This window comes from Paenibacillus pinisoli (assembly GCF_003605435.1).
Classification (GTDB): domain Bacteria; phylum Bacillota; class Bacilli; order Paenibacillales; family Paenibacillaceae; genus Pristimantibacillus; species Pristimantibacillus pinisoli.
Genome location: NZ_QXQB01000001.1, coordinates 256,228 through 280,597, shown reverse-complemented (window position 1 = coordinate 280,597; position 24,370 = coordinate 256,228). Strand labels below are relative to the sequence as shown.

General features: G+C 55.3%; 19 protein-coding genes and 1 riboswitch. Of the genes, 18 read left to right on the top strand and 1 reads right to left on the bottom strand.

What is annotated here, in order from left to right; translation table 11 throughout:
* Positions 1-586 precede the first annotated feature (586 nt).
* Positions 587-1,051 (bottom strand): FixH family protein, encoded by a 465-nt coding sequence (locus D3P09_RS01310; protein ID WP_120106500.1) that lies wholly within the window; start codon positions 1,049-1,051, stop codon positions 587-589.
* A 294-nt stretch (positions 1,052-1,345) separates the two neighbouring features.
* Positions 1,346-1,560, top strand: a riboswitch (cobalamin riboswitch).
* Positions 1,561-1,734: 174 nt separating this feature from the next.
* Between D3P09_RS01310 and D3P09_RS01305 the strand changes: the two genes are divergently transcribed.
* From D3P09_RS01305 to D3P09_RS01220, 18 genes are all read left to right on the top strand, one after another.
* Positions 1,735-2,751: an ABC transporter substrate-binding protein gene (locus D3P09_RS01305; RefSeq protein ID WP_120106498.1), complete on the top strand. Its 1,017-nt coding sequence runs from the start codon at positions 1,735-1,737 to the stop codon at positions 2,749-2,751.
* Positions 2,752-3,795 carry a FecCD family ABC transporter permease gene (locus tag D3P09_RS01300; protein WP_120106496.1) on the top strand — a complete coding sequence of 348 codons (1,044 nt, stop codon included), beginning with the start codon at positions 2,752-2,754 and terminating at the stop codon, positions 3,793-3,795.
* Positions 3,792-4,577 (top strand): ABC transporter ATP-binding protein, encoded by a 786-nt coding sequence (locus tag D3P09_RS01295; protein ID WP_120106494.1) that lies wholly within the window; start codon positions 3,792-3,794, stop codon positions 4,575-4,577. The genes D3P09_RS01300 and D3P09_RS01295 overlap by 4 nt, the downstream gene beginning before the upstream one ends.
* 90 nt (positions 4,578-4,667) lie before the next feature.
* Complete coding sequence (gene cobT / locus D3P09_RS01290; RefSeq protein WP_120106492.1) at positions 4,668-5,741, top strand: nicotinate-nucleotide--dimethylbenzimidazole phosphoribosyltransferase; 1,074 nt, start codon at positions 4,668-4,670, stop codon at positions 5,739-5,741.
* Positions 5,742-5,756: 15 nt separating this feature from the next.
* Complete coding sequence (locus D3P09_RS01285; protein ID WP_120106490.1) at positions 5,757-6,368, top strand: bifunctional adenosylcobinamide kinase/adenosylcobinamide-phosphate guanylyltransferase; 612 nt, start codon at positions 5,757-5,759, stop codon at positions 6,366-6,368.
* A complete protein-coding gene (gene cbiB / locus D3P09_RS01280) occupies positions 6,365-7,345 on the top strand; it encodes an adenosylcobinamide-phosphate synthase CbiB (RefSeq protein WP_120106488.1) in 981 nt (326 codons plus the stop codon). Before D3P09_RS01285 ends, cbiB begins: the two co-directional genes overlap by 4 nt.
* Positions 7,333-8,148 (top strand): adenosylcobinamide-GDP ribazoletransferase, encoded by an 816-nt coding sequence (gene cobS, locus D3P09_RS01275; RefSeq protein WP_120106486.1) that lies wholly within the window; start codon positions 7,333-7,335, stop codon positions 8,146-8,148. The genes cbiB and cobS overlap by 13 nt, the downstream gene beginning before the upstream one ends.
* 115 nt (positions 8,149-8,263) lie before the next feature.
* A complete protein-coding gene (cobD, locus tag D3P09_RS01270) occupies positions 8,264-9,364 on the top strand; it encodes a threonine-phosphate decarboxylase CobD (RefSeq protein ID WP_120106484.1) in 1,101 nt (366 codons plus the stop codon).
* Entirely contained in the window at positions 9,361-11,025 is a 1,665-nt protein-coding gene (locus D3P09_RS01265) for a cobyric acid synthase (RefSeq protein WP_243643868.1), read from the top strand. Before cobD ends, D3P09_RS01265 begins: the two co-directional genes overlap by 4 nt.
* Positions 11,006-11,719, top strand: coding sequence for an adenosylcobinamide amidohydrolase (locus tag D3P09_RS01260; protein WP_120106482.1), 714 nt, complete (start codon positions 11,006-11,008; stop codon positions 11,717-11,719). Before D3P09_RS01265 ends, D3P09_RS01260 begins: the two co-directional genes overlap by 20 nt.
* 257 nt (positions 11,720-11,976) lie before the next feature.
* Positions 11,977-13,755 carry a stalk domain-containing protein gene (locus D3P09_RS01255; protein WP_120106480.1) on the top strand — a complete coding sequence of 593 codons (1,779 nt, stop codon included), beginning with the start codon at positions 11,977-11,979 and terminating at the stop codon, positions 13,753-13,755.
* Between the two features lie 146 nt (positions 13,756-13,901).
* Positions 13,902-14,744, top strand: a complete 843-nt coding sequence (locus D3P09_RS01250; RefSeq protein ID WP_120106478.1) for a hypothetical protein — start codon at positions 13,902-13,904, stop codon at positions 14,742-14,744.
* Positions 14,745-14,782: 38 nt separating this feature from the next.
* Positions 14,783-17,287 (top strand): ATP-dependent helicase HrpB, encoded by a 2,505-nt coding sequence (gene hrpB / locus D3P09_RS01245; protein ID WP_120106476.1) that lies wholly within the window; start codon positions 14,783-14,785, stop codon positions 17,285-17,287.
* Between the two features lie 23 nt (positions 17,288-17,310).
* Positions 17,311-17,604 (top strand): DUF1294 domain-containing protein, encoded by a 294-nt coding sequence (locus D3P09_RS01240; protein WP_279387114.1) that lies wholly within the window; start codon positions 17,311-17,313, stop codon positions 17,602-17,604.
* 74 nt (positions 17,605-17,678) lie between these two features.
* Positions 17,679-19,793: a HelD family protein gene (locus D3P09_RS01235; protein WP_120106474.1), complete on the top strand. Its 2,115-nt coding sequence runs from the start codon at positions 17,679-17,681 to the stop codon at positions 19,791-19,793.
* Positions 19,794-20,081: 288 nt separating this feature from the next.
* A complete protein-coding gene (locus D3P09_RS01230) occupies positions 20,082-22,466 on the top strand; it encodes a histidine kinase (protein WP_120106472.1) in 2,385 nt (794 codons plus the stop codon).
* Between the two features lie 142 nt (positions 22,467-22,608).
* Positions 22,609-23,055 (top strand): hypothetical protein, encoded by a 447-nt coding sequence (locus D3P09_RS01225; protein WP_120106470.1) that lies wholly within the window; start codon positions 22,609-22,611, stop codon positions 23,053-23,055.
* A gap of 134 nt (positions 23,056-23,189) precedes the next feature.
* Positions 23,190-24,317 carry a response regulator gene (locus D3P09_RS01220; protein ID WP_120106469.1) on the top strand — a complete coding sequence of 376 codons (1,128 nt, stop codon included), beginning with the start codon at positions 23,190-23,192 and terminating at the stop codon, positions 24,315-24,317.
* The last annotated feature ends 53 nt before the right edge of the window (positions 24,318-24,370 follow it).

Below are 24,370 nucleotides of genomic sequence, written 5' to 3'. Positions count from 1 at the left end.
TTTAACGACGTGTGGCGATGTTGCAGGAGCTAATTTGGCAGATTGGGCGATTTAGCGACGTGTGGCCCCGTTGCAGAAGCTCGTTTGGCGTAATGAGCGATATAACGGTGTGTGGCGTTGTTACAGGAGCCAATTCTGCGGAATGTGCGATTTAGTGACGTGAGACCCCTTTGCAGGAGCTAATTTGGCAGATTGGGCGATTTAACGGTGTGTGGCCCCGTTGCAGGAGCTGATTTGGCGGATTGAGCGATTTAGTGACGTGTGGCCCCGTTGCAGGAGCTGATTTGGCAGATTGAGCGATATAACGGTGTGTGGCGACGTTGCAGGAGCTAATTCGGCGGAATGTGCGATTTAGTGACGTGTGGCCCCGTTGCAGGAGCCCATTCAGCGGATTGAGCAATAAAGCGGTGTGGGAAACAGTTAAATATGCCGAATGACGCTTTACTACGCCGCTAATGAATTTATCTCATGTGACATAATTAATAGTGTTCGAATGGCGAATCTGGCAAAATAGCGTGGTGTACACACTTCATATCAAGAATAGCCTTTTGTGCCGATCAAAGCGTCAGCAGATGAAGCCAGCCGCTTAATACACCGCCTTTAGCGTTCGGGTGATGACGCTGTCTCCGTCGCCGATGATGGTGAGTGAAGCTTTCCAGAGGCCGGGCATCAACGGCACGCCTTCACCGGAGTAGATGCCTGGCGCAGTCTCGCCCAAAGAGAAGTCGAAGTCGCCGCAGACCATGCCGATCATCTCCAGCTTGATATCGAGCTGAGCGCCCTCTACCGGGGCTCCCGCTGCGTCGGTTAGCTTCAATTGAAACGTGTTGCCCGCAAGTACGGTTGCCGGATAGTCGACGATATGCCATTCCAACTGCCCATTGTTATAGCTATGTATAGTTATTGCAGCATCTGCGGAGATGGAGGACGGTCTGAGCATCAGCAAGACGAGTGACACAATGGCTATTCCAATCCCTAAAAATAATGTCCAAGACACCCAGCCCCTGCGTCCCGCAGGAGCGTCCTTTTCCAAGCTGCCTTCTTCCGTCATCGTGATGCCTCCTTTTATGTTAAGAAATATCAGTTGGTATTCTTGCCATTCGGAGCTTAACCAGCAATCTAGGCATCGCAATAGGATATTGATGCATTGATCTCTATAACGGCTCGTTATACATTACCTATGTCGAAAGGTGAGCGGTTTATACCTTGCATGAACGGATTGGACGAAAGCACAGGGGCACAAAATGAATGGACATTTTGGGGCAAGAAGTGTATATTAACTACTGATATTTTAATAGTTGAAAGCAATAAGGTGCTTTGCGAGGAGCAGCAGCATGGCCAAAGCGGACAAGCTTGATGCCAGAGCCTATGCCATTTGCAAAAGCTTAATAGGGAAGCCGGTGCAATTCCGGCGCGGACCCGCCACTGTAAGGAGGGCATGAACACGAACCTAAGATTCGTGTCTGCCATCGCAGCCGCAAGACGTCACTGAGCGACCAGCTCGGGAAGACGCGGCGCGATAATCCGAGCCAGGAGACCTGCCTTTTTGTCAGAACGCTAAACCTACGTGGACTTAGGGAGGTGTTGGAGAGGCATGTTTCGCTGCGGGCATCGCGGCGATGGACAAGGGCGTTTCCGGCACAGGGCCGGGGATGCTTTTTTTTGTGTCCGAACGCAGGGGGCGGGAGCCGCTCTGCGACCATTACAAGATCAATTACAGGAGTGAATGAGAAGATGAAAGCAATGTCTTGGTCCAAAATGAAAACAGCCGTAAGCTTACTGCTAATCATGATGATGGTAGTGCTGGCGGCATGCGGCGCGAACACAGATACAAATAAAAGCGCTGGGAATACCAACAGCCAAACCGAGCAAGGCGCAACCGTATCCCCAAGCCCGGAAGCAACGCCGGATTCTTCCAAAGAAGCCGGCGAGACGGCTTATCCGTATGAAGTAACGGACGCAACCGGCACTGTCCTCACATTCGAAAAAGCGCCTAGCGCTATCGTTACGCTGGTACCGAGCGAGACAGAAACGATTTTCGCCATCGGAGCAGGCACTGCGGTTGTCGGTGTGGACCAATGGAGCAATTACCCGGAAGAAGCTGCCGCTATCAGTAAAATCGGCGATATGGCTACGAATATCGAGGCTGTTACGGCGCTGAATCCTGATCTGATCCTCGCTTCATCGTCGATGAACGTGGATGCAATCACGAAGCTGCGCGAGCTTGGCCTCAATGTTTACGCATCAAATCCGAAGACTTATGACGAAGTTGTTGCCAAAGTAGAAGAAATCGGTAAAATTATGAATATGCAAGCAGGCGCTGCAGAAGTTGCGAACCATATGCGCCAAGTGAAAGAGCAAGTGACGACTGCGGTCAAAGATGCCGAGAAGAAGAAGGTTTACCTGGAGTTCTCCCCAGGCTGGACGGTCGGTTCCGGTGAATTCCTGGACGAGCTGCTGACGCTTGCAGGCGGCATTAATATTTCTGCGGCGCAATCCGGCTGGTTTGAAGTGAACGCGGAGGAAGTGATCACACAGAACCCGCAGATCATTATTTACCCTGATTTCGGAGAGGAGAAAAGCTCGATCGTCGCAGGAATCGAAGCGCGTCCAGGCTGGGATGCAATCGATGCGGTGAAGAACAATCAGATGTTCTCTGTCACCAACGATCCGCTTGTGCGCGTTGGTCCTCGACTGGCGGACGGACTGCTTGAGCTTGCGAAAGCGATCCATCCTGAGCTTGTCAAATAGATGTTGCGAATAAAAGGATTGACGTATGGAGGAGCAGCTTTGCTCCTTCTTGCTGTTTCTATGATAGCCAGCTTGTCTATCGGCTCCGCTGGACTATCCTTTGGGGACGTATGGGGCATTTTGATTCATCAGCTTCCGGGCATGCCCGACCCCGCGGATAAGTGGACGAGCGGTGAAATTGCAATTGTGACGCAGGTGAGGCTTTCGCGGATATGGCTGGACGTGATGGTCGGCGCATGTCTTGCGCTCGCCGGAGCCGGATTCCAGGGCGTCCTTCGTAATCCGCTCGCCGACCCTTATACGCTTGGCGTTGCTTCGGGCAGCTCTGTAGGAGCTGCATTTATTATATTGACCGGCATGCAGCTTGCGCTTGGTCTGTGGACGATTCCCGTTGTTGCGTTCGCCACGGGCATTCTCACATTACTTGCAGTTATCTGGCTATCCCGCACCAGAGGGGTCATGCAGATCGAGACCATTATATTGTCCGGCGTCATTATCCAATCATTTCTCGGAGCGTTCGTATCGCTTATGGTGTCGATGTCGCAGGGCGTCGTTAACCAGATATTGTTCTGGATCATGGGTTCGCTGGCGCATCGGAGCTGGGAGCATGTCTATATGATGATTCCGTTCCTTGTGCTTGCGTTTCCGGTGCTGCTGTATTACAGCCAATCCCTCAATCTGTTCACGCTAGGCGAGCGGCATGCATCCCATATGGGCGTGAAAGTAGAGCGGACCAAGCTGATTGTGATGATGGTATCTACACTGTTGACGGCTGCGGCTGTGTCGGTGTCGGGCGTCATCGGATTCGTAGGCCTTGTAGTGCCTCATCTCATCCGCTTGATCGTCGGGCCGGATTATCGGCTCATTATTCCGCTTGCCGGCATTGGAGGCGGGATCTTTATGTTATGGGCGGACACTCTGGCGCGCACTGTGCTGAGTCCGAAGGAGCTACCGCTGGGTGTTGTTACCGCGCTGATCGGGGCTCCATTCTTCGCCTATCTGCTGCACCGCAGGATGAAGGTGGAAGGGGGCGTGAAGTCATGAGTCTCGTTGCCAATCAAGTTGGCGCTCTGATCCAAGGCGTTGCCGTGCTGGATGGAATATCGGCGACGTTCGAGCGCAATCGCATCTATGGCATCATTGGACCCAATGGGGTCGGCAAATCGACGCTGCTTCATATCTTATCCGGATCGGATGCTCCAAGCTCGGGAAGCGTTGCGCTGGACGGCATGCCGCTGACCGATATGACGGGGAAGCCGTTGGCTCGCAAATTAGCTGTATTGCAGCAAGGCGGCTTGCCGCCGGTCGGCTTTACGGTTCGTGAAGTGGTAGCGATGGGAAGATTCCCACATCAGAACTGGCTTGGAGGTGAAGCAGAAGACCCCGAGTCCATTATCGCCGGGGCTATTGATGCCATGGGATTAACCGGGCTGCAGAGCCGCAAGCTGCATCAGCTAAGCGGCGGCGAACGCCAACGCGTTGCGCTTGCAAAGCTGATGGCGCAGCAGCCGGAGATCCTGCTTCTGGATGAGCCGACAACTTACCTGGATATCGGCTATCAGATCGAGCTGCTCGATACGGTGAAGGCGTGGCAGAAGCGCAAGGAGCTGCTTGTTATTGCCGTGCTTCATGATTTGAATTTGGCGTCTCTATATTGCGATAAGCTTATTGCGCTGCATAAGGGGCGAATTGCCGCGGAGGGTGCGCCCGAAGAGGTGCTGCAGCCTGCAATAATTGAAACGCTCTACGGAGCGAAAACAACCCTCGTCAAGCATCCCGCGACGGGAGTGCCGCAATTAATTTTGCAGCCCGGCACGGAGGTTTAATGGACGGTTCCGCAATCGTCTCCTATATCCGCAAATGAACAGCAGCTGGAACAATCGTATCAGTCAGACATTTTAGGAGGAGTCATATTCATGAGCAGCAACATTACCGAACTTGAGACGCGCCTGCAGCATATTGCGGGCTCGATTCCGCCATTTGATCAAGAAGCGGCCCGCCGGGCAGAGCTTCATTCCGATCAATTGACGAAACCTCCCGGAAGTCTTGGCAAGCTGGAGGCGATTGCCGCTCAGCTGGCTGGCGCAACCGGAGAGTTATGGCCAGACCTGTCCAAACGCGCCGTTATTGTTATGGCTGCGGATCATGGCGTATGTGAGGAAGGCATCAGCGCATTCCCTCAAGCAGTTACGCCGCAAATGGTGCATAATTTCTTGAACGGCGGAGCAGCTGTCAATGTTCTGGCCAGACAGGCAAGGGCAGAAGTCGTGTGTGTAGATATCGGCGTTGCCGCCGAGCTTGAGCATGAAAACCTCGTTAGCCGCAAGGTCGTATGGGGAACTCGAAATATGGCGAAGGAAGCGGCCATGACCCGCCTGGAAGCTGTTGAAGCGATTATGACCGGCATTGCCGTTGTTGAAGCGGAAGTGGCGAAAGGAGCTCGTCTGTTTGCCACCGGCGAGATGGGGATCGGGAATACAACGGCTAGCGCTGCTATCACGTCAGTCCTTGCTGACTTGTCTCCCGAGCTGACCGTCGGCCGCGGAACAGGCATTAATGACGGCGTGCTTGCCCACAAGGTTGAAGTGGTCAAGCGTGCTATTGGTCTTAATCAGCCTGATTCCGGCGATCCGCTCGATGTGCTCGCCAAGGTAGGCGGTGCGGAAATTGCGGGGCTTGTCGGAGTGATTATCGGAGCGTCCGCCCATCGCTGTCCGGTCGTTATTGACGGCTACATATCCACAACAGCTGCTCTTGTCGCATCCAAGCTGGCGCCGGCTTCGGTGCCCTATATGCTGGCTTCCCATTTGTCGCATGAGCTGGGCCATTCCAGGCTTATGGAGGCGGTAGGATTGTCGCCGCTGATTCATCTGGAGATGAGGCTGGGAGAAGGGACGGGAGCGGTGCTTGCCTTCCATCTGCTGGACGCATCGCTTCTTCTTATGAAGGAGATGGCGACCTTCGACAGTGCGGGCATATCGAAGTCATAACCGGGAGGAAGGCACATGGCTATACTGATTACGGGCGGCGCACGCAGCGGCAAAAGCCGCTTCGCGGAGCAATACGCAGCAAGGCTTGGGAGCCGGGGCATCTATATCGCCACATGCCAGCCATACGACGAGGAGATGAAGGAGCGGATCCGGCAGCATATGCGGGATCGCGACGCTTCCGGCTTCCGGTGGGAGACGAAGGAGGAGCCGCTGGAGACTGCAGCCTTGCTCCGCAAGCTGGCTATGCAATTCACAGAAGAAAGACGGGAAGCGCAGGCTGGAGGCAGACCTTGGACGGCGCCGCCAGTGCTGCTTGACTGCTTGACCTTATGGTTGACCAATTGGCTGCTGCAATTGGAGGAGGGTAAGCAAGCCGGATCCGATCCCCTTGGCGAGCAGACAGGGGCATTCATCGAAGCGGTCCGCAGCTATCCGTATCCGCTGCTGCTGGTTACTAATGAGGTAGGAGACGGTATTGTGCCGGAGTATCCGCTAGGACGCCGTTTTCGAGATGAAGCAGGGAGGCTGAATCAGCAGCTGGCCGGTATTTGCGAAAAAGTTTTTCTGGTTACGGCAGGCATTCCCGTCGAGCTGAAGTCAATCGCATTCCGGTGGGATGAGCTGTGATCTTTTACAATATGCAAGAGCTGCTGCTGCTCGCGATGGCCGCTGTGGTGATAGATTGGGTCATTGGCGATCCCAAGTGGCCCACTCATCCCGTCATATGGATCGGCCGGCTCATTAAAGCACTGGAGAGAATGCTTTATCCAAAGGATCCTTCAGATTCGACACTTGAGGCTAAGCTGCGCGGATGTCTGCTGACGTTAATTACCATTGCAGTGAGCTGTGGCGTCATGACTTTGATCATATGGGCAGCGGACGCCATCCATGTATGGGCCGGCTATGCTGTGTCCGCTTGGTTCATCTCGACGACGCTTGCGGTGAAAGGGCTCAAGGATGCGGCCATGCTCGTATATGCGCCCTTAACACAGGGCAATCTGGACGATGCCCGCCGATACGTCGGCTACATCGTAGGCAGGGACACCGATCGCTTGAGCGGGCCGGAGGCTGCCAGGGCGACTGTCGAGACCGTAGCTGAGAATACGGTTGACGCCTTCTTGTCGCCGCTGCTGTTCGCGCTGATTGGAGGCGCGCCGCTTGCGATGCTGTACCGCTCCGCCAACACACTCGATTCGATGGTAGGGTATCGCAACGACAAGTATATCTCCTTCGGCTGGTGCTCGGCCCGGCTTGATGATGTGCTGAATTATATCCCGGCCCGGCTGACCGGTCTGCTCATGGTTGCGGCGGCTGCTTTGCTGCCTGGCATGAAGCCCCGCAAGAGCTGGAAGTCGATTAGGGCATTCGCTTCTCTGCACCCTAGCCCCAACAGCGGAATTCCGGAATCTGCGGTTGCGGGCGCAATCGGCATTCAGCTTGGGGGAATTAACCGCTACTTCGGTATAGCGAGTGAGAGGGCACGCATGGGCTGGAAAACCCGCGAGCTGGAGCCGAGGGATATCCGTACTTCAATACATATCTTGTATGCCGTCAGTGCATTGGCGCTGGCGGGAATGGGAGTGGCTTGGCTATGTCTTTTGTAAAATTGCATGTGCAAGCGGCGGTTGCCGCCTTTCAATTTCTGACCCGAATTCCGGTTCCGGTCGAGGTGCCGTTCGAACGTCCTGTATTGACGAGGAGCATCGTCTATTTCCCGTTAGCAGGCGCGGCCATCGGCTTATGTCTATCTGCGGCATCTTGGGCGCTGCCGCATGTGCTGCCTCCATGGCCGTCTGCTGTCGTACTTCTTGCCATTTGGATTGGATTAAGCGGCGGGCTGCATCTAGACGGCTGGATGGATACGGCGGACGGCGTGCTGAGCCATCGGTCGAGGGATAGGATGCTGGAAATTATGAAGGACAGCAGGGTTGGTGCCATGGGCGTCATTGCGGCTGTTCTTTTGCTGTTATTAAAGGCCTCGTTAATCGCTTGGCTGATAGGCGAAGGGTTAAGCAAATCATATATCGCGATTCCTGCTGTACTGCTCGTAAGCGCGGTATGGAGCCGCGCATGGATGGGCATCGCCATCGCAGGCTGGAAGCCGGCTCGGCCTAATGAAGGCATTGGGCAGCTGTTCCACGGCGTGAAGCTGGGGTATGCGCTGGTATCTGCCGGACTGGCGTTATTCATTTCCTTTGCTACATTAATAATTAACGAGGTTAATTTATTGGAAGCCGCTCTGCTGGCGGTTTCAGCAGGCTGTGTTGCTTTCGTGACAGGAGGATTAATGGCTCTCTGGCTTAACCGGAAGCTTGGCGGCTTGACGGGTGACACATACGGCGCGATGAATGAGGCGGTTGAGCTTGCTATGCTTATGGCTGTCGTCATCTGGGCCTATATGAGCTAATACAGCTTACCGCTCAACCGTCAGCACATGAACATGATAGCTTCAGACTAGACAATTGACATCGACATAGGGTGGAATGGACGGATCATCCATTCAACCGGAAGGAGAGGAAGCTATGCTTGAACGATATGGACATGGAGGGGATCTGAGAACGGCGGAGGAATGCTACGGGCTGCCTTCTTCTTCGTTCCTGGATTTCAGCTCCAATATGAACCCGCTCGGCCCTCCGAACGCGGTTCGCGAGGTGCTCGCGCAGTATGCAGCCTCCATAGACAGATACCCGGACCCCGTCTCCAGAAGGCTTAGTGCGATGCTATCTCAGAAGCATGGCATTGAAGAAGGGGCTATCTTAATCGGCAATGGAGCGGCAGAGGTCATTGACCTTGTCGTAAGAGCGCTTCGTCCCGACCGGGCTGCGGTCGCCGTTCCGTGCTTCTCGGAGTATGGCGACGCGATACGTAAGGCCGGTGCAGAATTGTGCGAGGTGCCGCTTCTTGAATCGGAACAATTTCAATTGAACAGGCGCTGGGTAGAGGAAGCGCTGACGCACTCGGATGCGAGGCTCTATATGGTGGGTTCGCCTAATAACCCTACGGGCGCGCTCATTGAGCCTGCCAGATTGCACGAGCTGCTGGAGAGCGGCGCTGCGGTTGTGGCGGATGAAGCATTTATGGACTTTGTGCCGGAGGAAGAACGATATAGCCTCGTTCAAGAAGCGGCGAGGAATCGCCGTATGTATGTCGTTCGCTCGATGACCAAGTTTTATTCCATTCCTGGCATCCGGCTGGGTTATATGATCGGACATCCCGAATCGATTGCCGAGCTGCGAAGGCTGCAAGTGCCTTGGAGCGTCAATTCGCTGGCTCAGACGATCGGCGAGGCGGTGCTCGGCGATGAGGCTTTCGTCCAGCATTCGCGGCAATGGCTGCAAGAGGAGAGAGCTTGGCTGTCAGAAAAGCTTGAGACGCTGGGGTTCCGCGTCTATCCGGGCTCTACGAACTACTTGCTGCTGCAGTTGCCGGAAACCTGTTGTATGAGTTCCTCGGAGCTTCAACACGCGATGGGGCTTTATGGCGTGCTCATTCGTGACGGCTCGCATTTTCCAGGACTGAACGAAAGGTTTATTCGTGTTGCAGTGAAGCTGCGCGAGCATAACGAGCGCTTGGTTAGAGCATTGAGATTCTGCATGTCGGAGCGGGAGGGCGACAGCTTATGACGCGAAATGATGTGATGCCAGAACATGAGAAAAAGCATGAAAATGCTGCAGCCCCCAAAAAACGGCCAGGCAGAACGATAATGATACAAGGAACGGCATCCGATGTCGGCAAAAGCTTGATAACAGCCGCCTTATGCCGGATTTTCACCCAAGACGGCTATCGGACAGCCCCGTTCAAATCGCAAAATATGTCTCTGAACTCTTATGTGACATGGGACGGCAAAGAGATCGGCAGGGCGCAAGGCATGCAGGCCGATGCTTGCGGCATTATAGCAACGACGGATATGAACCCCATTCTGCTGAAGCCGTCGGGCGAGATGTCGTCGCAGGTTGTCGTACACGGCAAGCCGCTGGGAGATTATGAGGCCCGTGAATATCGCGAGCGCTATTTGCCTATTGCAGGGGGAATTGTACGGGAATCGCTCCGCACGCTGCAGGAGTCTTACGATATCGTAGTGCTGGAGGGTGCGGGCAGTCCCGCGGAAATTAATCTGAAGGACCGGGATATCGTCAATATGAATATGGCGGCGTGGGCTGATGCGCCTGTCGTACTGGTTGCGGATATCGACCGGGGCGGCGTCTTCGCTTCGATAGTCGGCACGCTTGAACTGCTGGAGCCACATGAGCGCGATCGCGTATGCGGATTTGTCATTAACAAATTCCGCGGAGACGTCGCGCTGCTGCAGCCGGGTCTTGATTGGCTGGAGGAGCGGACGGGCAAGCCGGTGCTGGGCGTGCTGCCGTATCTGCCCGGATTGGAGCTTGAGGACGAGGATTCTCTATCCTTGAGCGCGTCCATGGCTGCGGCATCGCGCCGCTCAGCCGCAACTCCATTCGCAGACGATGTTGACAGGCTGGATATCGCGGTGATCAAGCTTCCCCGCATCTCCAATTTCACCGATGCCGATCCGCTATTGTCGGAGCCGGATGTCCATGTGCGGTTCGTGGAGCAGGCGATGGAGTGGGGAACGCCGGATCTTGTACTGCTGCCCGGAAGCAAAAACACGATAGCCGATCTGATCTGGCTGCGGGAGCAAGGGCTTGCTGAGCTAGTGTTGGATCATATCCGAAGCGGCGGCAGGGTTGCCGCCATATGCGGGGGCTACGAAATGCTGGGCGAGCGCCTGCTGGACCCTCATGGCGTGGAGGCGAATCAGCCGGAGTGCCCGGGGCTTGGCCTGTTCTCGTTCGATATTGCATTTCAGTCCTTTAAAACAACGGTCCGGGCAGAGGGGACGGCCCGTCTTGGCGACAGTGGCGACAGCTTCTTGATTGACGGTTACGAGATTCATATGGGCCAAATGATTCCGAACAGCCCGGAGCTGCGGCAGCCGTTCCTCATTAGGGACATGCAGCTAGATAAAGCCGTCCGTAATGAATTGCCGTATCGGCAAGAAGGGGTATGCACACAGGACGGCAAAGTGTGGGGCACATTCCTGCACGGCATTCTGCACAATGACAGCTTCCGCAGAGCGTGGCTGAATGAAGCAAGGGCGGACAGAGGCTGGGAGCCGCTCGCTGAAGGCGTCCGGTTCCGGGAGAGGCGCGAGGCGGCTTTCGACCGGCTGGCGGATGCGGCCAGGGCTTACTTGGACATGCCCCGCATTTATGCGATTGCTGGAGTTAAGGAGGAAAAGCCTGATGGCGCAGCCCTTTCGTAATGGCAGCAGGTATGTCGCCCGACACTGGAAGGGCGTATATGCTGAGCTGAAGGAAGACAGGATTGAAGTCCGCCTTCCGCATGTCTGCCATACGCTTAGCAGCGCGATCTGGCCAGGCGGCTTTTCCCGGGCGGACGGCTTTGTCAATTGGAAGGTCCCGCTGGATTACCGCTGTGACGATCCCGTCTCTGACCTTCGTCGCAGATTCGGGGAGTGGGGCTTCACCCCGGAATCTACAGTTGGCTTCCTGACGGCGGCTAAGCTGACGCATGCTTCGGTGATGGAGCTGGAAGGGGACCGCTTTCGCCTGCTGTGCATCACGACCGCAGGGACACGCAATGCAGCAAGGGCAGGGGTGAAGCGGGAGGCCTATTCCGCCTATGCGCCGGGGACGATTAATACGATTCTGCTGCTTGACGCCAGAATGACGGAATCCGCTATGGTGAATGCGGTCATTACAGCTACGGAGGCGAAGTCGGCTGCGCTGCAGCAGCTGGATATTCGGGAAATCGCTAACGGACAGCTTGCCACCGGGACGACAACGGATGCCGTTGCGATCGGCGTAAGCCAATCCGCGCAGTGGGGAGCGGCGCTTCATGCCTACGCCGGAGCGGCTACGACAATCGGCTGCGCCATCGGCGAGGCGGTCTATGAGACGGTGCTGGAGGCCGGGGCGACTCAGCATGAGGTCTAAGTCGGCGTAAATCAGGCAAGGCTGATTGGATAAATGAATTTAAGCAATTGGAAGATTGAAAGAGAAGCAATGCCGGCGGAAGCTGGACTTCGTTTTGAACGAAGCGGCCCTTATGCGTCAACTGTCACCTTTATCGGCAATGCACAGGCAAGGATGTTGCAACTTTTCCAATTGTTGAGCGTCTATAGGTATGGGCTTGGGCCTGTTAGGGACTCCCCAAGCTATCCTATTTTAATAGATTGAGGAGTTGTGACTGAATGCTACCAAGATGGAGCAAACGAACAAAAGCGGCTGCATTAATTCTCTCCGCCATGCTAATGACCGCACCGATCAGCCATGCGTCTGCCGGAGAGACGCCGATTACTTCAGGCACGACTTACGTTGTGTTTTACCTGGACAACAAGGAAGCATTCTTAAATGGACAGCAGGTGACGCTGGATTCTCCGGCGGTCGCGCGCAAGGGCAGAACCTACGTGCCGGCCAAGTTTCTCGGCGACGCCTTCGGCATGAAGGTGGAATGGCAGGAGAAAACCCGTACGGTGCTGATGGTTACGCCGACGCACGAGATTTTGCTGGATACCGTGAACAAGCAGGCTTGGGTCAACGGACTGGCTTACCCGTTCGACGATGTGGCGATGCTGATTAACGGCAGGCTGATGATCAAGCTGACCTGGCTGTCGGATTATATGGGCGCTACCTATACATACAATCAGGAGCTTCGCCGTGTAGATGTTATTCATGTGAACAAGCCGCAAGGCAATTATAACCCCGATCTGAACAATTCCGCTCCAGTCGCGAAGTTTACGCTGGGCAAGGAGACATACCGGATTGGAGAGCCTATCAAGTATATTAATCTCAGCTACGATCCCGATGCGGAGGGGCTGAAGTTCGATTGGACCGGCAAAGAGGAAGTGTTCTTCAAGGCCGGCACCTATCCTGTTACGCTTGTCGCCACGGACAAGGTGGGGCATAAGAGCAAGCCGTTCACGCGGAACATTGTCGTCACGAACGAGGTGTATCTGAGCGAAACCGAATATCCGATCTACACCAAGCCGGCAGGCAGCTACATTACTACCAGCTGGAGCACGCTCTACAACCATTACTTTAATCTGCCGGATGTACCGAAAAAAGTGACCGAGGACAAATCTCGTACGCTGCTTATGAGCGACAGCCCGGAGACGTTCCGTGAGCTTGGCATTCTGTATCAGGACAGCATTAATGGCAAGGGCAGATTGTACGCCGACCATCTGAACGGCACGGATAAGACAGTGAGCTTTGCCATCATGGCTACCAATAAGTCCGACAAGCCTGTGACGGTTCGCACGACGAACAAAGGCGAGGTGTATCCTTCCATCTACGCCCATCTGATCGGCAGCGAGGCGATGGTCGATTATTTGATGAACGATACGGTGGAGGAGACGATGACCATTCCTGCGGGAGCCACTTTCGTCTACAAGCAGTTCCCCGACTTCTACCCTGGCTCGGGCGTTAATCTGATGTATGATGTGGAGACGGACGGCGAGGTGCAATTCACGTTCGCCGCAGCGGATAAAGTGTCGAATGCGATTATGAATATGCCGAAGCTGCCGTTCACCGGCCATATTCGCGGCACGTTCCAGATTGCCGGCTTCGACTGGGGCCTCGATCTCTCGGCGAACAGCTTCAAGAAGCCGATGAAGCTGGTCATTGGCGACGGCAAGACGGATGCATTCCAGAGGGGCTTTGATCCGCAGCGCGGAACGGAGGCGCTTCTGGACGGCAACTACGGCACGGTCTACAAGATTCATTCCGACAAGCCGCGCAAGATGGCGATCATGATTCTCGCGAAGGGCGGACCGTTCAAAGGGCCGTTCAAAATCAACGGCGAGATGGTCAAAGTGCCGGCATCCGGCGTGCTTACGGCATTCGACGGCATGATCATTCTGTATAAAACAACGGGCAAGGAAGAGAGTCTGGACATCGAATTCAGTCCTCCTGCCGGATCGGCATTCCCGATCAACCTGATCTTCTATCCGCTTGACGATCGGGCACAATAAGCGCATGCAAGCATCGCTGCTCCCTTGATGGGCGGCGATGCTTGTTTTATCGGGAGAAAAAGCGCTGTAAAGTAGACAAACCGCCCCTGAAAACGGTAAAATATAATGCTTAATAGATTCGGACAATGAGGAGAGGATGTCAGGGCATGAGTACAAATTCCGGCACGGGTCAGGGACAGGCTGAACGGCTGAGCAGAAGGCAAATTACATTGGTAATCGGAATCATCGGGGGCATTCTGCTGGTTGCCGGTATTTTATTCGTAGTCTTGTACAACTCCTTGAGCAATAGATCGCCGGGAGTCGATGCGCCGCTGGAAGCGATTACCCAATACCGTTATGAATACGCCGAAGCCGCGAACGGTATGAAGCTCCATGCGCTCGTGACGAAGCCAGCTTTCGTCACGCTAGATGTGGTACGCCAGAACGTGGCGCTGACGGACAAGGTCGGCATCAATGGCGGATTTTTTTATGGGGAAACGCTGATCAGCATGGGCATTGTGAATGGCCGCCCAGTGAATGGAGCAGCCGGCGCATACGGAAGCGGTGGGGAAAATATGAAATACGCGAGAGGGACGCTCGTCTGGGACGGCGCCTCGGATTCGCTCTCCGTTCAGGTCGTATCGACGGCTTCCGAAGTGAAGGTCAAGGATCATACAAGGTTCTGGGCCCAAGGCGGCATCAGCATGAGCCTGGGCGATGAAGCGGGCTGGATCAGCAGGACAGTCGCGGAGAATGCGCCGTTCCCTGATGAGCAGCGTCTGCGCTCTGCTGCCGTATACGATGAGAACGGCATGCTGTATTTGATTGTGAGCGAGTCGCTTAGCACGCTTGAAGCCTTCAGGACGGCGATTCTTGGCACGTTCGGCGACGGAAGACTGGTGGACGGCATCTTCCTGGACGGGGACGGCTCATCTCAATTGCTGAGCAAGGAGATGAAGCTTACCGGGGATAACCGCCCTGTGCTGCAGATGCTGCGCATTACAAAGTAAGTTCATCAGGGAACTGGAAGGTTGGAGGAGTCTGGACAATGACACGTTTGCCCATCGATGAGGTGCTGCCTGAATTGCTGCTGGCGCTGCAAGAGCGGAGCGGGGCTGTGCTTGTGGCCGAGCCCGGTGCCGGCAAAACGACAAGAGTGCCGCTTGCATTGCTGGATCAGCCCTGGCTGGGCGGCAAAAAGATTGTAATGCTGGAGCCGCGGCGGCTTGCCGCCCGTTCGGCTGCTCAGTATATGGCACAGCTGCTGGGAGAGAAGGTTGGCGAGACGGTCGGCTACCGTGTTCGTCTGGATTCCAAGGTCGGTCCGCGTACGAGAATTGAAGTGGTTACGGAAGGCGTTCTGACACGAATGCTGCAGGATGATCCGTCGCTCGATGAAGTCGGCGCGGTGCTGTTCGACGAATTCCATGAGCGCCATCTGCACGGCGATCTGGGGCTGGCCTTATGCCTGCAAGCGCAATCGCTGCTTCGCGAAGAGCTCAGGCTGCTCGTCATGTCGGCGACACTGGAGGCCGAGCCTGTAGCCGTGCTTCTGGGAGATGCCGCTGTGATCCACAGCAAGGGCAGGAGCTACCCCGTCACGACGCGCTATGCGTCTGCGCGATCAACTGCGCCGCTGGAGCAGGCTGCGGGCCAGACGGTCCTTCAGGCGCTGAGGGAAACGGAGGGGGATGCGCTGGTATTCCTGCCCGGCGCGGCTGAAATTCGCAAAGCCGCGAGCTGGCTTCGGGGGCAAGGGCTGCCGTCCGGCGTCCGTCTTGCCGAGCTGCATGGCAGCCTGTCGCTGGAGGAACAGGCAGCGGCGATTGCGCCTTGCGCACCGAATGAACGTAAAATTGTGCTTGCGACGTCAATCGCAGAATCCAGCCTTACCGTAGAGGGCATCAAAATTGTCGTGGATAGCGGCTTGTCGAGAGTGCCGCGCTTCTCGCCCCGCACAGGGCTAAGCCGCCTGGAGACTGTACCGGTATCACGGGATTCCGCGGACCAGCGCAGAGGGCGCGCTGGCCGCGTGGCGCCCGGTCATTGTTACCGCTTGTGGACGGAGCAAGAGCACCCGCATCTGCCGCAGCATACCAGGCCGGAGATGCTGGATGCGGACCTGTCGGCGCTGGTGCTGGAGCTGGCGGTATGGGGGACGCCTGATCCCTCGGAGCTGCAGTGGCTGACTCCGCCGCCTGAAGCTGCGTATGAAGGCGCTGCTGCGCTGCTTCATAGCTTGAATTCGCTGGATCGGTTGGGCAAGCCGACAGCGGAGGGCCTGCGAATTGCCAAGCTTGGCATGCATCCCCGCCTTGGCGCGATGCTGCTTGCCGCTGAAGCACAGCCGGAGGCGCTGGATCGGGCTTGCGTGCTGGCTGCGCTGCTGAGCGAGCGCGATATTCTCGGAGCGGAACGCAATGTGGATATCGCGCTGCGTGCGGATGCGCTGCACAGTGCTGGCGGCAGCGTGCCGGCGGCTCATCGGATCAGGGCGCAGGCCGGGCAGTGGCAACGCAGAGTGAGGGAGCGGCAGAGAGAAGCCGGGGCTCCAGCTCAACGGCACAAGGGGTTAGCTGCTTGGTCGGACGGCTCTCTGCTGGCATATGCCTATCCGGATCGCATCGCCCAACGCAGGGCGGACGGACGGTATGTGATGGCAAGCGGCAGAGGGGCGGTCCTGCCGGAGCTTCAGCCGCTGTCTCGGTCGCCCTATCTTGTCGTCTGCGAGCTGGATGACGCCGGTGCAGAGGGGCGAATCCGCCTTGCTGCGGACATCAGCCAAGCAGAGATCGAAGCGTGCTTGACCGCGCATCTGGTCAGGGAAGAAGCGGTGGAGTGGGATCCCGGAACAGGGTCCGTACGAGCGAGACGGAGAGTCAGGCTGGGAGCGATTGTCCTTAGCGATAATCCCCTCGAAGGAGCGGACCCGGAAGCTGTCGCAGACACGCTACTTGCAGGCATCCGGCTGAAGGGCTTCTCCGCGCTGCCGATGAGCAAGAATGCGCTCAGTCTGCTCGGACGCATGCGGCTGATGAGCCTGAGCGGCGATCCGCTGTGGCCCGATGTGTCGGAGGGGGCCTTGCTCGATACGCTGGAGCATTGGCTGAAGCCGCATGTCTACGGCATGAGAAGCCTCTCTGAGCTGAATAAGCTGCCGATGGCTCAGCTAATAGGAGACCTGTTGACCTGGAATCAGGCCAGGGAGCTGGATGAGCAGGTTCCGACCCATATTACAGTGCCCAGCGGCTCACGAATTCCACTGGATTATAGCGACCCGAGCTCTCCTGTGCTTGCTGTAAGGCTGCAGGAGCTGTTCGGATGGAGGGAGACGCCGAGACTAGTGAACGGCAGGCTGCCTGTTACGCTGCATCTGCTGTCGCCGTCCCAGCGTCCTGTGCAAGTGACCAAGGACCTGGCCAGCTTCTGGGAGCAGGCGTATTTCGAAGTGAAGAAGGATCTAAAGGGACGATACCCCAAACATTATTGGCCGGATAATCCATACGAGGCCATAGCGACGAACCGGGCGAAGCCCAGGCCGTCCACATCATAGGGCAGGAAGGAGTGCAGCCGCAAGTGACATGGCTAACGATCGTATTCGGCTATTGGATTATACTTAGCCTATACGGATTTACGCTGATGGGATTGGATAAACGCCGGGCGCAAAGAAGGGCGAGGCGCATTCCGGAACGCCGGCTGTTTTTGGTAGCCGCTATTGGAGGCGCAGCGGGTACTTGGTACGGCATGAAGCTGTGGCGCCATAAGACGAAGCATCAATCTTTTACAGTAGGAATACCTTTTCTTGTTGCGGTGCATATTCTGCTGCTGCTGGTAGTTACCGGATTATGGGTAAGGGGAGCCGCTGCATGATATAGCGTTGGCATGACATTCATTGAAGCTGGGCTCCTTGGGGGCTCAGCTATTTACGCTTAGGAGGGAAAGAGATGTCGGATAAATCCTTGCAGCAATGGGAACAAGAGAGGCTGGACAGCACTCTTAGGGATATAGAAGAACAAATTCGCACTATTGGCCCCCGGTACACGGGGGATGACTTCACGGAGCAAATGCTCGACCTGCAGCGCGAGGAACGGAAGCGGCGTCTGGAGATTGCGAGAAAGGAGCCGTACTTCGGCCGGATGGACTTTCAGGAGCTGTCCCAGGACGGCAGGAAGCCTGATGCGCCGGAGCATGTCCAGGCGCTCTACATCGGCAAAGCGGGCGTCGCCAAAAACGGCAGCAACGAGCTGCTCGTTATCGACTGGCGCGCGCCTGCCGCAAGCATGTTCTACTCCTTCACAGGCGGCGACGACCCCGCCGTATACGATTCGCCTGATGGCGAAGTGACGGGTTATGTTCACCTGAAGCGCAACTTCATGATTCGGGGTGCCGAAATTGTCCGTCTGGTGGACAGTTATGTAAGAGGGCAAGAGGAAGGCGCAGTGTCGGATGAGTTCCTGCTCTACCGGCTGGGCGAGAACAAGGACAATAAGCTGCGGGATATTGTCTCGACGATTCAAGGCGAGCAGGACCGCATTATTCGCGCGGAACGCAGCAAGGCGCTGTTCATTCAGGGGGTTGCGGGCAGCGGCAAGACGACCGTAGCGCTTCACCGGCTTGCGTTTCTCCTTTATCAATACGAAGGCAGAATACGGGCGGAACGAATGATGATTTTTGCTCCGAACCGCATGTTCCTCGATTATATTTCCGGCGTCCTGCCTGAGCTCGGGGTCGGCGATATCGGCCAGACGACGTTCAGCGATTGGGCTGTCGAACTGCTTGAGCATGACATTAAGCTGGCAGATCCTTCGGATACGATGGCATACTGGTTCGAGGAGCATCGGACAAGCGAAGAGCTGGAGCAGGCGTCAGGCCGCTGGAAAGGCAGCATAGCGTTCAAGGAAACGATCGATGAGCGGCTGAATGAGCTGCAAGCCAGCATTGTGCCGACCGCCGAATTTATCCCGCTGGACGGCTTCCGGCTATCGCCGGAGACGATGCGGGAGTGGTATGATACGGATTATGGCGAAGAGGCCATTATGGTCAAGCGGGACCGGCTTGCCAGCCGGATCAAGCGCTGGCTGGAGTCGGAGCTGAAGCACCGCGGCGTAGCCGACAAGAAGAAGCGGTCTGCGGCGCTTGCCAAGCTGAATTCCTTTGTGAAGCGTATTCCGTCCTTCACGGCTGTAGGGCTGTACATTACATTGTTCAAAGGCAAGCAGGCGCTGACGCAAGTGCCGAAGCCGATCGCGAAGGCGACTGCGGAGCGTATGGCTGCCGGCATTGCCGCAGCGGAGGATTTGGCGCCGCTGGCTTATATTCATCTCAGGCTGTATGGACTGAAGGTTCCGGCCTTCGACCATATTGTCATTGACGAAGCGCAGGATTATTCGCCGTTCCAGCTGGAGACGCTGCGTCTATGCCAGCGCACGACTTCCATGACGGTGCTGGGCGATCTTCAGCAAGGGATTCACAGCTATGCGGGCATTCAGAATTGGAACGAGCTGATGGGATTGTTCGCGGAAAAGGATACCGGATTTTTTGAGCTGAACCGAAGCTACCGCTCCACTATGGAAATTATCGATTTCGCCAACATTATTCTGAGCGGGATGACTGGCGGCGTGAAGCCGGCCGTTCCTGTCTTCCGGAGCGGAGATCCCGTCGTGACTGAACCGGTAACGGATGAGCATTGGCTGCCGAAGCTGCATGCGACTGTCTCCGAGTGGCTGCAAGACGGAGGCTACGACACCATTTCGGTTATTGGCCGGACAGCGCGGGAATGCGAGGAGATTCATCAGTATCTGACGGCGCAAGGCCTAGCGGCTTCGCTAGTTCAGAGCAAGCAGCCTACTTATGGCGGAGGTCTCACTGTCGTGCCGGTCTATCTGTCGAAAGGGCTGGAATTCGATGCCGTGCTGATTGCGGATGCGGGCAGCGACAATTATGACAAGCTGGATGCGAAGCTGCTCTATGTAGGGTGCACAAGAGCTTTGCATAAGCTGAAGCTGCTTTATCGCGGCAGCAAGTCCACGCTCATTGATCGTGAACAGCCTCAAGAATGACGTCTGTTAAAGCCTGTGAGCCGCATTCTAACCATAAGGAACGCCGCCCGCCGCTTGCTTTGCTGTGGCGGGCGAAGGAATGGATGCGGTCCATACACGCAATTTGCCGGTTTAATGCCATCCCACTATAAGCATTGTACTAGCCGAAATATGATCATTTCGGCGTTTTTGCCATGAATCATTGCCAGAAGCCGCCCGCTGCCAGCTCATTCGCGCGTCCCTTTCCGTTTCAGTATAATATAGGAAATATGTTGAGATTGTCAGCCGAGAGTGAGAGATTCCTAGAGAATGGTAGTTCAACAGAAACGATCGATTGCTAGCAGCACTTATTTTATGGTGATCTTGTTCGCCGTTGTGTTATTAGTTGCGGCTTCTGCGATGAAGGGCAGATTGAAGGAGCCTTCGCCGGTCCCGGTTGAAGGCCTATTGCAGCTGGAGAATTGGAATTTGCAGAGAGACGGCAGAGTAACGCTGGCGGGGGAATGGTTGTTTTACTGGGACGAGCTGCTGACAAGCAGCAGATTACACGCGAGCGGACCGGAACTCGGCACCGGCGCTGTCGTCCGCGTCCCTCAGCCATGGAGTCATTATAATTTGAACAGCCTCCGGCCTCACCATAAGGGCTATGCAACTTTTCGGCTGCTCGTGGAGCTGCAGACCTCCGCCGATGTGCTGGCGCTCAAAATTCCGGTGTTGCCCACAGCCTATAAAGTGATAGCAGACGGAAAGGTCATAGCGGAGGGCGGGAAGGTGTCCCCAAGCGAAGCGAGCTCCGCTCCAGCCTATCATCCCCAGACCGTCTACTTCAAGCCGCAATCGACCTCGCTCGACCTGATCGTTCAAATCTCCAATTATACGGAACGGGACGGGGGGATGACGGAAGCGCTAGAGCTTGGCAGTGCAGACAATATGCGGATGCTTCGAGATCAGGAACTGGCCGGCACCATGTTTTTTCTCGGCTCGGCCATTATTATTTCCTTGTACTATTTCTATACATGGATCGTTTACGGCTTTGTCCCGGCCGCATTATACTACAGTATTTTATGTATGCTGGCAGCTATCCGAATGCTGGTCATCGACCATATGTTTATTCTGCAGCTTGTACCCGGCATGTCGGTTGACTGGCTGACCTTTCTGGATTCGCTTTCACTGTATGGCGGGATCGCCATTACGATCCTATTCGTCCATCAGCTATTCCCGAATGAATTCAACCGTTCTGTCATGAAAGTGCTTGCCTCGGCCGGCATCGTATTTAATCTGTCCTTGATCGCATTGCCGCTGCATCTCTATCCTGTTATTCGGCTGGCGTTCTACCTCTATGTACTGGTGATAGGCGGATATTTGGTGTACATGCTGACACATGCCATTCGTAACGGCAGGGAAGGCTCAGTCGCCCGTGCGGCGGGCTTGGTCCTAAGCGTGCTTGCGCTCCTCCATGATTATCTGCTAACCCGGGACGTGGCCATGCTGTTTAATAAGCCAATTCTTTATTATGTTATTTTTTTATTAATATTTCTGGAGACGACCGACTTCTCCAAGCGCTTTCTGGAGCCGCGCCTGCAAGCGCGCATCCGCTCTCCTGCTTTGCCCGTTCAGGGGGCTGCCGGAGAGACGGAGGACGGATTGAACGGCTTGACGGCTGATGCCGCAGCAAGAACCGACCAGGTCAACGGCACGACGCTTCACATTCTCGTTGTGGGTGAGGATTGCTGCTCCCTGCGATTGATTCATGAAACATTGACGAATGACCGCTATAAGGTCTCATCGGTTATGGACGGGGAGAAAGCGCTAGATTACATGGATCAGTCCCGCAAGCTCGACGTAATGCTGCTGAATGGTTCCATTCCCGACATGTCCGGCCTCGAGCTGGTGCGGCGGATTCGCTCGAATTACAGCTATGCGGAGCTGCCAATTGTGATGATGAGCTTCAAGGATGACGTGACGGATATAGCGGAGAGCTTCCAGGCCGGCGTCAATGACTTTTTGCTGAAGCCGTTACATGCCCATGAGCTCCATGCCCGGATCGATATGTTTCTGGAGATGAAGCAGCTTGCGGAGTCGGCAGCCACCTCCGAAATCGCTATGCTGCAGGCGGAGATCAAGCCGCATTTTTTGTACAATACGCTGAATACGGCGCTGACTCTTACGCTAGAGGAGCCGCAGAAGGCGCATGACCTGCTGCTGAAGCTCAGCTCATACCTCAGAAACAGCTTTCAAATGAAGGATACGAGCCGGTTTATCGGGCTCAGCGAAGAGATCGAGCTTGTGAAGTCTTATCTGTATATCGAAAAGGCCCGATTCGGCCATCGTCTGCATATCGAATACGATATCGACGATTCACTGGATATTACAGTTCCGCCTTTAATTATTCAGCCCATTATGGAGAATGCGGTGAAGCATGGGGTGACTCAAAAGCAGGAAGGGGGAAAAGTGAGGCTGACAGCTAGGGCCGATCACGGCTATCTGCAAATTATTGTGGAGGATAACGGCGCAGGCATGACGAGCGAACGAGCGGAGTCGCTGCTGCGGCAGGAAGCGCGGCCAAGCGGCATGGCGCTGATGAATATTCACCAGCGGCTGCAGCTTATTTACGGGCATGGTCTGACTATTTGGAGCGAGCCTGGGAAAGGGACCAAGGTTGAAATCCGGATTCCGGAGCAGGGGATGGAATAGCCTTGAGCGGAGGCTGTGCAGGTGCTGTTTTCAGTTTGCTTTCAGTCTGACACTTTATAATGAAAATAGTGCTGTCGAACTATGGCGAATATCGTCAAAATGGGCAGTAGAGCGCATGCATTACGTTTAAAGGGGTAATCAGATGCAGCATTATGGAGCAAGATTATCGGATCACGTCCCGAAAATAGCGGTTGGTACAGAAGATGAGGATAGCTATAAAATTGCAAGATTCATGCTTTTGCTGGCCGGCCTTGTCGTAGACCAACTTAGATTCAATCGCTCGATCGGAAGCGGGGGCCAAGTCGTAATGCCGCCATTCGGCAAAACATTGACGGATGAGCTTGGGGAGTGTATTCTCCATTTAATTCGCGAGGCCAGCGTGCAAGGTGTGGAGCTGCCGCTGGTCGTCACCATGCTGAAATCCGGCAAACGTCCGCCAATCTCCGTCAGAGACGCCTTTGAGCCGGGATACTACTGGGTAGACATCAGCGATACGTCATCTATGAAGCCGCTTATGTATTCCATATTTGTAAAGACTTATGTCCATTCGGGTGATGCAAGCAGTCTCGAGACGGACCTGACGCGATAATAACGATGCCTCTAAGAAGAGCTGGAGAGGGGTGCAGATCAAAAACGCATCGTGGGAGCATTCCGGGATGCTCGGCATGCCTATTAGATCGTTTATTCGGATTGGATGCGGCAGGGGGTTGTTGAGGTGAGGAAATGAAGATCAGGGTAGGAATTGTAGATGACGAGGCTCCGGCTTTGAAGCGCATCAGCAAAGTGCTCTCCGGTTATGACAACGTATCCGTTGAAGGCATATATACGGATCCGGCGCTGCTGCTTATGGAAGCAGAGGCCGGGAAGTTCGATCTCGTGCTGCTTGATATGGAGATGGCCGTCATGCACGGGCTGGAGCTCGGCCGGCGGATCTATGCCATCCGGCCGAAAGTGCAAATCGTATACATCACCGCCTATCAGCAATACGCCCATCAAGCCTTCGATGTCGAAGCGCTGGATTACATTATGAAGCCGGTCACCAAAGAAAGCATGGGAAGAGCCCTGAACCGCTTTGTCGCACGTCAGGTGCTTGCCATGCCCAGCAGAACGATGAAGGCGATTATTAAATGTTTCGGCTGGTTCAGAGTCGAGACGGAGCATGGCGTTCTTGTCAAATTTCGCAATTCAAAATCGAGGGAATTGCTTGCGCTGCTATTTATTAACCGGGGTTCGCCGGTCAGCAAGAGCAAAATTATAGAAGCACTATGGTCTGGCAAAGACGTTGAGCGAGCACAAGTCAATTTGCATTCCACTGTCTATCAGCTGCGCAAGGATTTGGAACAGCATGGATTATTCGACATCGTAGAGCAAGATAAAGGTGAAGGCGGCAGCTACCGGCTTAAAGCTCCGCCTCTTCGTGATGAATGGACCCAGTTTGCCGACCTATGCGGCGCTTACCGGACAGAGCGGCATATTCATTATGCGCGCGAAGCCGTACAGCTTTATCATGAAGGATTTCTGAAGGAGCATGACTGGGAATGGGCGGCCGCAGCCAAGCTGAAGGCCGAGTCCGATTTTCACGCTATGCTGGAAGCGGTTATCCGCCATGAGCTGAGCGGCAGGCATTATGCCGATGCGCTGCCGTATATGTATCAAATGGTAGCTTCTAATCCCTATCACGAAGAATATCAGGCCCGAATTATTGCAGCGCATCTGCTGGAGCATGATCCTCTGGCGGCTGAGGCGCATTATGATAAAATATCCCGCTTATTCCAGGAAGATTTAGGCGATCCGCCTTCCTTTACACTGCGGCAAGTAGCCGTTAACCCGGAAAAATATATGCATACATAACGTAAAGATCCGGCCGTCTGGCCGGGTCTTTTTTGCTTGGATTCGACAGACTC

Coding starts and splice junctions, on each gene's coding strand:
- D3P09_RS01310 (WP_120106500.1), bottom strand. CDS start 1,051: ATGACGGAAGAAGGCAGCTTGGAAAAGGACGCTCCTGCGGGACGCAGG.
- D3P09_RS01305 (WP_120106498.1), top strand. CDS start 1,735: ATGAAAGCAATGTCTTGGTCCAAAATGAAAACAGCCGTAAGCTTACTG.
- D3P09_RS01300 (WP_120106496.1), top strand. CDS start 2,752: ATGTTGCGAATAAAAGGATTGACGTATGGAGGAGCAGCTTTGCTCCTT.
- D3P09_RS01295 (WP_120106494.1), top strand. CDS start 3,792: ATGAGTCTCGTTGCCAATCAAGTTGGCGCTCTGATCCAAGGCGTTGCC.
- cobT (WP_120106492.1), top strand. CDS start 4,668: ATGAGCAGCAACATTACCGAACTTGAGACGCGCCTGCAGCATATTGCG.
- D3P09_RS01285 (WP_120106490.1), top strand. CDS start 5,757: ATGGCTATACTGATTACGGGCGGCGCACGCAGCGGCAAAAGCCGCTTC.
- cobS (WP_120106486.1), top strand. CDS start 7,333: ATGTCTTTTGTAAAATTGCATGTGCAAGCGGCGGTTGCCGCCTTTCAA.
- cobD (WP_120106484.1), top strand. CDS start 8,264: ATGCTTGAACGATATGGACATGGAGGGGATCTGAGAACGGCGGAGGAA.
- D3P09_RS01265 (WP_243643868.1), top strand. CDS start 9,361: ATGACGCGAAATGATGTGATGCCAGAACATGAGAAAAAGCATGAAAAT.
- D3P09_RS01260 (WP_120106482.1), top strand. CDS start 11,006: ATGGCGCAGCCCTTTCGTAATGGCAGCAGGTATGTCGCCCGACACTGG.
- D3P09_RS01255 (WP_120106480.1), top strand. CDS start 11,977: ATGCTACCAAGATGGAGCAAACGAACAAAAGCGGCTGCATTAATTCTC.
- D3P09_RS01250 (WP_120106478.1), top strand. CDS start 13,902: ATGAGTACAAATTCCGGCACGGGTCAGGGACAGGCTGAACGGCTGAGC.
- hrpB (WP_120106476.1), top strand. CDS start 14,783: ATGACACGTTTGCCCATCGATGAGGTGCTGCCTGAATTGCTGCTGGCG.
- D3P09_RS01235 (WP_120106474.1), top strand. CDS start 17,679: ATGTCGGATAAATCCTTGCAGCAATGGGAACAAGAGAGGCTGGACAGC.
- D3P09_RS01230 (WP_120106472.1), top strand. CDS start 20,082: ATGGTAGTTCAACAGAAACGATCGATTGCTAGCAGCACTTATTTTATG.
- D3P09_RS01225 (WP_120106470.1), top strand. CDS start 22,609: ATGCAGCATTATGGAGCAAGATTATCGGATCACGTCCCGAAAATAGCG.
- D3P09_RS01220 (WP_120106469.1), top strand. CDS start 23,190: ATGAAGATCAGGGTAGGAATTGTAGATGACGAGGCTCCGGCTTTGAAG.